Source organism: Chroococcidiopsis cubana SAG 39.79, assembly GCF_003991895.1.
Classification (GTDB): Bacteria; Cyanobacteriota; Cyanobacteriia; order Cyanobacteriales; family Chroococcidiopsidaceae; genus Chroococcidiopsis; species Chroococcidiopsis thermalis.
In genome coordinates this window covers 1-9,144 of the sequence record NZ_RSCK01000153.1, presented here as the reverse complement: position 1 = coordinate 9,144, position 9,144 = coordinate 1, and the positions used below count along the sequence as shown (strand labels likewise).

Annotated in this window: 10 protein-coding genes; 6 read left to right on the top strand and 4 right to left on the bottom strand. The window is 41.9% G+C overall.

Annotated elements, in window-relative coordinates; genetic code table 11:
• The coding region (locus DSM107010_RS35380) for an RAMP superfamily CRISPR-associated protein (protein WP_206751853.1) at positions 1–1,359 on the top strand (1,359 nt) is incomplete at its 5' end.
• Entirely contained in the window at positions 1,356–2,822 is a 1,467-nt protein-coding gene (locus DSM107010_RS35375; protein ID WP_106168653.1) for a hypothetical protein, read from the top strand. The genes DSM107010_RS35380 and DSM107010_RS35375, both read left to right, overlap by 4 nt.
• Before the next feature lie 43 nt (positions 2,823–2,865).
• On the opposite strand, the gene DSM107010_RS40630 is transcribed toward DSM107010_RS35375, so the two are convergent.
• On the bottom strand, positions 2,866–3,504 hold the full coding sequence (locus DSM107010_RS40630; protein ID WP_199755974.1) for a tyrosine-type recombinase/integrase: 639 nt from the start codon (positions 3,502–3,504) through the stop codon (positions 2,866–2,868).
• A 42-nt stretch (positions 3,505–3,546) separates the two neighbouring features.
• Positions 3,547–4,041, bottom strand: coding sequence for an Arm DNA-binding domain-containing protein (locus DSM107010_RS40625; protein ID WP_199755973.1), 495 nt, complete (start codon positions 4,039–4,041; stop codon positions 3,547–3,549).
• 644 nt (positions 4,042–4,685) lie between these two features.
• On the opposite strand from DSM107010_RS40625, the gene DSM107010_RS40620 reads away from it, so the two are divergent.
• Together DSM107010_RS40620 and DSM107010_RS35360 are read left to right on the top strand one after the other, a co-directional pair.
• Positions 4,686–5,015: a hypothetical protein gene (locus DSM107010_RS40620; protein WP_199755972.1), complete on the top strand. Its 330-nt coding sequence runs from the start codon at positions 4,686–4,688 to the stop codon at positions 5,013–5,015.
• A 307-nt stretch (positions 5,016–5,322) separates the two neighbouring features.
• Complete coding sequence (locus tag DSM107010_RS35360) at positions 5,323–5,646, top strand: hypothetical protein (RefSeq protein ID WP_106168654.1); 324 nt, start codon at positions 5,323–5,325, stop codon at positions 5,644–5,646.
• Between the two features lie 326 nt (positions 5,647–5,972).
• Here the strand turns inward: DSM107010_RS35360 and DSM107010_RS35355 are convergent, their stop codons facing one another.
• Both DSM107010_RS35355 and DSM107010_RS39080 read right to left on the bottom strand, forming a co-directional pair.
• On the bottom strand, positions 5,973–8,054 hold the full coding sequence (locus DSM107010_RS35355; RefSeq protein WP_158631952.1) for a virulence-associated E family protein: 2,082 nt from the start codon (positions 8,052–8,054) through the stop codon (positions 5,973–5,975).
• A gap of 112 nt (positions 8,055–8,166) precedes the next feature.
• Entirely contained in the window at positions 8,167–8,355 is a 189-nt protein-coding gene (locus tag DSM107010_RS39080) for a ribbon-helix-helix domain-containing protein (RefSeq protein WP_127025212.1), read from the bottom strand.
• 42 nt (positions 8,356–8,397) lie between these two features.
• On the opposite strand from DSM107010_RS39080, the gene DSM107010_RS35345 reads away from it, so the two are divergent.
• Together DSM107010_RS35345 and DSM107010_RS35340 are read left to right on the top strand one after the other, a co-directional pair.
• On the top strand, positions 8,398–8,877 hold the full coding sequence (locus tag DSM107010_RS35345) for a hypothetical protein (RefSeq protein WP_106168656.1): 480 nt from the start codon (positions 8,398–8,400) through the stop codon (positions 8,875–8,877).
• Positions 8,870–9,139, top strand: a complete 270-nt coding sequence (locus DSM107010_RS35340) for a hypothetical protein (RefSeq protein WP_106168657.1) — start codon at positions 8,870–8,872, stop codon at positions 9,137–9,139. Before DSM107010_RS35345 ends, DSM107010_RS35340 begins: the two co-directional genes overlap by 8 nt.
• Positions 9,140–9,144 lie beyond the last annotated feature (5 nt).

Here is a 9,144-nt window from a genome sequence, read left to right as displayed (position 1 = left end):
TTGAGCAACCCCTCAATTCCAATAATAGGACAGATGGAGTACTTCGTCTTTATCGATGTATTGTGGCTGGTTAATTTCAAGCTTGTTGAAACATCACAGCAATCGCAATCGCACTTCTATCCTATTCTAACAATTATCTACAACTGTAGTACTAACCCCAACCCTTTCTTTTCGCTCAAAGAAGCAACTTTTCTAATTGGACTGCGCCGCCGACCGAGTTGCAACGATACAACTTACGAACAGATTCAGCAATGGCTTATTTCTGGGTTGCAATCGGGAATTGGTTCTCAAGTCAACACTGGCTATGGCAGGTTAATTACAGCCGGACAAAAAACCCAGATTGACAAATTTTTTCAGGTTGAATTTAGTTTAGAAGGACAGCTAATTCACGGACGGCAAAAGTTTACTCAATGGAACTGGAAGCACGACAAGCAGAAATGGGAAACGCGAGGACAACCTGATGCAGAGGTACGTCCGGTTGCTTTCAAGTCAATGTTACGTTACTGGTTCCGAGCGTTGGCGCAAGGAGTACTGCTAACTAGTGAAGTCAAGCGTTGGGAAGCAAATTTATTTGGTTCGATTAATCCTCAAACGAGAGGCTGGATCGCCGTACAAATAACAAATGGTAAAATCGTTCAGCCTGAAGCTAGAGCTAACTTTGATGGAAAAAAAGATCCTCGCGGCAAGCAAGCAGGAATTCTCACTCTTAGTTACTCCTCAGAAATACCAGAATCAAGTCGAGATGGGGCAAGAGATCTATTTATCAATCTAACTTGGTTGATGTTCCATCTTGGCGGGATTGGACAAGGGGCGAGGCGACCTTGTTATTCTCGGCAGACACGCGATCGCGCTCCTTGGTGGCGCGGTTCCAGGTTGACTCCAAAAAGAGAAGATGAGTTTTGGAAACTACCAAATACAGTACAGGAGTTTAGACCAAAATTTCGTCAGCGTTTGGAGAGTTTTTATCGCGCTTTGGATAAGCTAACAGGTCGAACGATCGATCCGCGATCGCTCCTAACAATCGGTCAAGTCAGACCGGACACATGGCATGAAGCGATAGATAGTAATTGTCGCATTGTTGTTTGTACTGGGGCATCTAACAACCAAAAGCCCTACGCTCTTTCAGTGTTGCACGATCCTGAACTACAAAGAGGTCGTGATTACGATGGCGATCTTTGTGGCAAAGTTAGACCGAGAGTGAAGCCTTCCCCCGTGTGGGTTGCTGATTTAAAAAATTACCAGGTAGTCACCGTCTTTGGCGCAACGCAAAATCCACGTCAGAAATATTTACAGGAATTGCGCGATCGCACAACTCCACAGAACTACTCTCAAATTTTTCCCCTACCTAACCCAAAATGAAAGCTGTTTTAGTCGCCACAATTGGAACGCGAGATTTAATGTTTCAGGTTTCTTCTGGTTCCTGGTGTAACTTGGGTGACGATCGGATGAAAGATGGAGATAAGTTTGGCGAGCAATTTGAAGTTCTCTCCGATTTATGTCTAGGAAGCAAGACTTATAGACAGTTAACTCAACATCTGTTAGAAAGAATTGAAATTTATCGACAAAGGATTAAACCAGTTATTATAGGTAAACTCATAAATGATAAAGCAGTTGATATAGATAAAATTTATCTGATTGGCACAAATCAAAATCAGGAAGTATCAGAAAGAGAAAAAGATACTCTCTACACTTGTGAGCTAATTAAAAACTGGGTAGAGCATCAGTATCAACACAAAATACCAGTAGAAGTTATTCATTTAGGTATTGATGGTACTAACCCCGCTCATTTCGAGCAAATGTTTGCCTGGTGGAGAAACATCTGGAGAAATCAAATTGAAATCAAAATCAATCAATTAATTTGGGTTTGCCTCAAGGGTGGAGTCGGTCAAACGTCTGAAGCTGCTAGAATATCTGGATTAAGTATGTTTGGCGAACGGATTCAGTACTTTGAATTCAAGTCAAACAACACTGTAGCAAATCGAGCTGGTATTTCCTCAGAATACACAGGACCTTTTTTAGGTACTAATTACCTATGGGATCGTACTCGACAACAAGCCTTAAATCTACTAGAGCGTTATGACTACGCAGCAGTTTTAAAGTTACTGCAACCCTATCATCAACAAGATACTTCTGGATGGAGTGCTACACCAAAATTATTGAAAGCAGGTTTGACTTGGAATCAAGGAGAGTTTGAAACTTTTTTGAATCAAGCAAAAGATGCACTAAGTCGAGAACAGCTATATCAAGGAGCATCTTTCTGGTGGCAAGCTTATGAAGAAGCCTATTTAGCTATTATTAGACTCGAACAAAATAACACTACCGAGGCAATGTTTCACAGTTTTCGAGCTGTAGAGGGATTGCTATATATGTGGGCTAAAGAAATTTTTTCTCAAGCAGTGACCGATCCACCTAATAAGTTTCCTATTTTATCTAAATCTATCATTCACAAATATCCTATACTTAAACAGGAATTTACTGAAAGTAGTGAGATTGAACTCAACTTATGGAGAATGCGACGATTAGTAGAAGCTATTATACCTAAAGTTACTTACGAACAAGATTTCAATGTATTTTGGGATAATGCGAGAATTGCACGCAATAATCTATTTCATCGCATTGATGGTTTAACCGAGAAGCAAGTTTTTCAAGCTTGGGGAGAAGATATTAATAATCGAAAGGCATGGGAAAATCGAATTCTTAGCTGTCTCAATCTCGCGACAGGAAATAATTTTAAATCCTTAGAGAGAGCTAGCCTATTTGCCAGCATACATCAGCGAGTCAAACAAGCGATAGAAAACTACCAACCTATAGCTGTTAAGTAAATTTTAGTTTTAGTATGAAAATTGGTTTTCTGTAAGCCAGTAACTAAAACTCAGGGACAGTCAACTGGCGCTTTTTGCTTGCATAGTTTTGGTAGATGACTATTGCAGAATTACCCACTAAATAAGCCACATCCTTATCCTTTACCCCATTTTCCAAAGCTAGCGTGACGAATGTATGGCGCATGTTGTACTGAGGCAAATACTTTTCAACCTTACCTGCCTTTACTAAAGCTTTGACTACAGGCTGCCAACAGCGGTTCAAAAAATTGTGAGAGTCGATTTTTTGTCCTCGGGGACTACGTAAAACCAAATCATCAGGTGAGAGATCTACAGGTCTAATGCTTTGTAGGAAGGCTTGAAGGCTTGCATTACAAGGAAAAACTCTAGTTTTATGGTTTTTGGTGTCTCCTCGAATACCTGTATCGCTGGGTTCTGCTTCTATAAACTGAATTTTCAGACAATCAGTAGAAACGTGCTTCCATTGAAGTGCGATCGCTTCTTCAGGACGACAACCAGTGATGAAAAGAAACTTTACATAAGGTGCATAGAAACTATGGGGTGTTGAGGTAAATTTTGGCGAGAAGATATTATTCTCAAACGCTGCAATAATCGCTTCTTTTTCCTCTCGGCTGAATGACTCTCTACTCGTATTTCTAACGGTTTTTTTGATATCACCAGCCATATCAACAAAAGAGTTTTCAGGCGTTAAACCTGACTTGACAGCCTATTTAAAACAAGCGTTGAGCTGAACGAGAGTACGCCGCGCTACTTCGCAACTATATTTGCTCAGCAGCCAATCTCTCACCCCTACAGCATCCTTAAGTGTGGCAGGCATGACTCGAAGTCGTTTAGCAATTTTGCCGTAATCCCTTACTAGGGTGCTAGCAGTAACTTGAGAAGACTTATACAGCGTGTACTTTTCCCACAATTCGATAAAAGGAATCTTTGGTGTAATTGGTGTAATTGGTGTAACGGCAGTGGGAGCCGATTGTGGCTTGTATTTGGCTAAGGTAGGGCCAAATTTATCAAAAGCAATGTCGGACTCAATAAGTTTGGCTTTAGCTTCTGCTGCTTTCCGGTTGAGTTTACTATCGGGTAGCCCAAGAGAGATATAGTACCGTTTACCGTTGAAATGAAATCGTAGCTGTAGGCGATCGTTCGAGACAAGGATGGAGACAGAACCCTTGCTATTTCTAGTTCGTATAGCTTGAGCTTGCATCGAATTATTCAGGATAATTCAATGGTGTAATGCCCTATAGCCTAGTTTTATACCAAACTTACACCACTTTTTTGACTCAACTACCCAAAACTTACCCAATCTTTACCGCAGAACAACGGTATTTAGAGGCTTGTAAGGCTTGAATTTCCGATGGCTCAAGGCAGATTTGAACTGCCGACCTTGGGCTTATGAGTCCCCAAACGATAGTTGTCAAACACTATCAAGGTACAGTTTAGAGAGTTTTTCAGAAAATCATGCCTAAAGTTTGACTAAAACAAAGGGAAGATTCCGAATACTCTATGGGTAATGTAAGACTTAATTAGCTGATAGTGACATGGCTGCAAAGTGAGCATGGGTGCTACAGCTATAAGTATTTAAGTGAGCTACATTGCAGCTACGAAAGATTGCCAGTATTGCTAATGTGTTCTCATTATGGTTACTACTAGAAGAATTATATTCTCTTACATTTTATTACACTATCTGACACTAAATATGTGGGAGTCACATCAGCTTACTCAGATCTGGGGAACCCTTAGGTGTCCGGCAATTTTTAAACGTGGTCACAGTAGCCATATTAAATACCACATCCTAAAACTTACATTCTCTTATACTTAAATTTGCACTTAACATCTGGAAGGTGAACTATGCCAATAGAGTTTGACAGAAAGACTATTAAAAAGCTTGGTAGAAAAGCATCCTTGCAACGTATTCAAGAAATAGGGATAGAGGGCAAATTTGCCCATGAGGTTGAGAAAAGAGTTGTAGAAATAACGAAAAAGCCACGTAAACCGCCAGAAAAGTTAAGAACTAAGTTATTAAAAGTACGGCTCACTGAGGTTGAGCTATTGAAAACTCAGTCCTATGCTGACAAGAAGGGGATTACAGTGTCACAGTTAATTTGGGAGTACTTACGGCGCTTGCCTGCCGTTGATTGCATTGCGAAAGCAGCAACAGGCGAGCTAACTACTAAGTAACTACTTTCAGTAAGCGATCGCTCTCGCGTAAGGTGAGTTTTGAGCAAGCAGCAAGCTGAGGGCGATCTTCACTAAAAATTACTCAATTGAGTTCTTGTTATTGATTTTGTATAGTTTCTAAAATTGATTTTACTTCTTTTAAAATCACCTTATCCTTACTAAAACTTTTAATTGTATACAAGGTAACTTAAAGAGTCGCTGTCAATACCTGTAACGGGTTTTTAAATAAACCCGTTACAGGTATTGACAAAGTTGTTACAGGTTTATATACTATTAACTATAAAGTTGTTACAGGTTTAAAATAATAGTGTTTAAAGGTGGTAGGGGTAAAGAAGCACCCTATGGAAAAACTTCCATTGTAAGAATTCCAAGTGCTATTAGAACTCAAGTTGAGGCAATTAGTAGCACATACAGAGAATTAAGAATACTTGAAAAGAGTAATGAGTTACAACAGTTTTTAGATAAGATTGAATCAGCTATAGTTTCAACTGCTTATAAAAGTAGCAATCAATTACCAAATTATGAACAAGCTAAAGAAATAGCTAACAAGTTAGTAGCTCAAAAGAAGTCAGCAAAAGTGACGGTTGAAAAGCTGTTACAGCTTTTATACAGTGTTAGTGATAATGAATAAATAAGTTGAAATTAGTTGCCAGATACTTTGCAACAGAGATCGCACGGCACCTTGATTTGGTATCAGATTATGTAACAGAATTTTTCCAGCGAGTTTCACTCAAAAAAAAACTAATCTAGGGTTAGAGGTGGTCTAGGTGGTCTAGCTACTACTAGAAGCTATACAGAATAAAGGTTTAAGGGCTAGACCACCCCTCTAAAAATAGGTGGTCTAGGGGTGGTCTAGGTGGTCTAGATTTTTCTCAGCTCGTCAAAGCAAAACTAGACCACCCCCCCCCAATTAGACCACCTCTAGACCACGGGGTGGTCTAGCTTGGAAGTCCTAACTCATCTATGTTGTAGCCGATCTAGACCACCTAGACCACCTCTAACCCTACATTTATTATTTTTTTCTGTTTGTACCCATACCCGTTTTTGTTTACCATTAATACTTCTGCGTTCCCGCGTCCATCCCAGTTGCTTGAGAATAGCTCCTACTCGGTTCTCAGTTTCCTTGCCGCGCTTTTCCAAAGCTAGATCGATGCAGTCACGTAGCACTTGCTCGGTTGTGATTATGGTGCAATCAGCGACAAATCTAGCGATCGCCTCCTGCCACGGGTCAACAATCTGATATTCAGAGATCAGATCTGATGACAACTCCTCTTCTTTTTGGGATAACCACCACGGCTCACCAGCTTTATAAAGAGTGACTGCTGCTGCCCAGATGCGATCGCGTTCCTGTTGGAGTTGATGTAGATCTACTCCCTTCTGCACCGGAATCACCCAAAATCGGCGGTTGCCCGTTGAGTCACCCAAAAATTCATCCTGGTTAGTTGTGCCGACAATGATAGAAGGGCGATCAAACGCTTGTACCGATCGCCCGTAGGGTGGACGAATGTAGTCCCGCGAGCAAGTCAGAAATGCTTTGACGCTGGCAAGGTCACGCCGTTTAAATACAGATTCCAGTTCCGCCCATTCAATAAACCAAGTGACGTGCAGCTTGAGTCGCTCATCCTTATCGCTGATATGACCTAGAGAATCGTCAAACCAGTCCTCACCCGCCAAGATTTTAAAAAAGGTAGACTTTCCAACACCCTGCTTGCCTTGAAGAATTAGCGCGGTATCCATCTTGCATCCTGGTTGCATGGCTCTAGCTACTGCTGCAACTAAAGTCTTTTGTAGATAGGTATCGTAAATAGAGTTATTCGTTCCAAAGTAACGATATGCAAGGTTAGCTAAACTGCTAGCATTTCCCCCAAACTGGTCATAAACCCGATTTAAGTATTCCACAACAGGGCTATAAGAGCGCCGCTCTGCTAACTCTGTCACAATGTCTAGGGCATTGGCTCTAGGAATTTGGAGATTAAAATCATTGGCTAGCTGGAGATGAATTCGGTCAGGGTTAAGAGGCTGCCCGTCTAACTCAAGTTGTAACTTTAGGGTGTTGAGCCGTAGCCGCTGCTCTAGTATCACCTGTACTTCTTGAAACTGACGCGCTAGCTTACAGGGTTTCTCCTCATCATCTTCCCTTTGTGCCGAATCTTCAGGCTGCACTGAGAATTCATGCACGTCCTGGCGCTTGTCACCGATCGCCGCCAAAATCTGGTCACGGGTAAGCTTATGATCAGCTACCCAATTGGCAATATCTAACCCGCCATTGTCGTCCACTTGTCTCCACAAAGTAGAATCTGGGTAGGCATAAAGCCATTTGGCATCAGGAAAGTCAAGAGCGATATCCTCGCAGTGTTTTAGCCCTGGAGTATCCCGATCGGGACACAGAACTACATTCGCCCCCACCAGGTCTTCAAGGTAGTTGGGATAGCCGTAATGTCTCCATTTACCAGCGCCGCCAATGCTAGTTGTGGCAGCAATACCCATTCCAAGCAGTAAGTCTACAATTCCCTCACCTTCAACGATTAGAATGGATTGAGCTGTAGCGATCGCCGCTTGGTTGATTGAGTCTTGAATTCGATATAGGTGAATCTGTGGCTTAATTTCATCAGCTAGCCCCTTGACCCATTTCGTACCATTCCAATGAGACTGGTAAAATGACTTTCTACCATCACCCTTATCAATCCGAGTAACTTCAACTAAGGGATTTCTAGCAGAATCATGGTAGATAAATTCCTGTTTAGATTTGGGTCTAACAGGCTTCTCTTTTGACTCACTGGCTGGGAAGTATTGACCCCACATCCCATCCTTAGTAGCTCCCCGATAGACATATCCTGGGATGCCAGCATCATGATCGACGTGAGTATGACAGAAGAATACTCCATCATTCCAACTGCAATCAGCGTCTTTAGTTCTGCTACAAATTGGGCAAGGATTGCGGCGACTGGATCTTTGAAACTTCCCATTTTGACTGGAAGTAAGATTAGATCCCGTTGACCCATTCCATTGTTGGGGATAGAAATACTCAGCAGGACTCATAGCCATCCTCCTCCTGCTGCTTCTTCCAAGGTAGAATTCGAGCAGAATTCTTTTCTGCGGCTCGCTGGAGAGAGTGAGCCTTTTGTTTTTTATGCATTTATCTTCAACTCCTTCAATCCACTTTGAAGTCTGGTTGAGGGCTGCTAGATAAATCAAATCCATGTTCGGCTAAGAATTTGGCGATCGCCATTCTTACAACCGAACTGGCAGAAGTTTGCAGTTGCTCAGCCAACCTCTGCAAGGCTTCATGTTGAGCAGGATGGATTCTGATAGATGACAATGTATTGGAAAAGCGCGACATATACCATACAATTACTACCAATGTTGGTAGTATAAGACAGACATGAAAGTTGGTAAAGCACTACTGCTTGTCATGCAGAGGTGGCAAATTACGAAATACCGTCTTAGCAAGGTTTCAGGTGTTGTAGAAACAACAGTTGGTAAGTTGGTTAACGGAGATCTGGAATCAACTGCTTGGGACAAAGTAGAAAAGCTGGCGAACGGACTTGAAAAGCTTGACCCATTAGCTAAAGCTGCATTTATTGCAGCCTTACAACTTCCTGACAGTACATACCCAAGCCTTTCAGACAACACAATCGATCTTTTCTGGGTGAGGGAATTATCTGAAAATATTGCAGCAGTAATGGCAGTTCTTGACGAATACAAATTACTGGATCGGGAAAATATCAAGAAACTCCAAGCCAAATTAGCCGAGAACGATGCCGAATCAAACGCAATCATGCCTACCACTGTTGAAGATTTTCTGGGCAGCAGAATGGCACAGATACGACGTAAACAGGATGGTTCCACTCAAGATGCCTAGAAGACGTAACCCTAAAGATTGGATCTCTACAACTGCAATGGCTGAAGCTCTCGGCTGCTCTATAGATCATTTGTATCGGTTACGGGACATAGGAGAGTTAAAGAAAGGAACTCACTGGTATTGTCTAAATGAAAAGGCAGCGCGTGCTACATACCGCTGGCACAGGAAGCGAGTAGAGCAAGTTTTGGGAATTAGTGGGACTTTAAAACTTTCTAAGCCCAAAGATAGCCTGACTTGGCTTTGTGAGCGGCAAATACGTTGATGTGG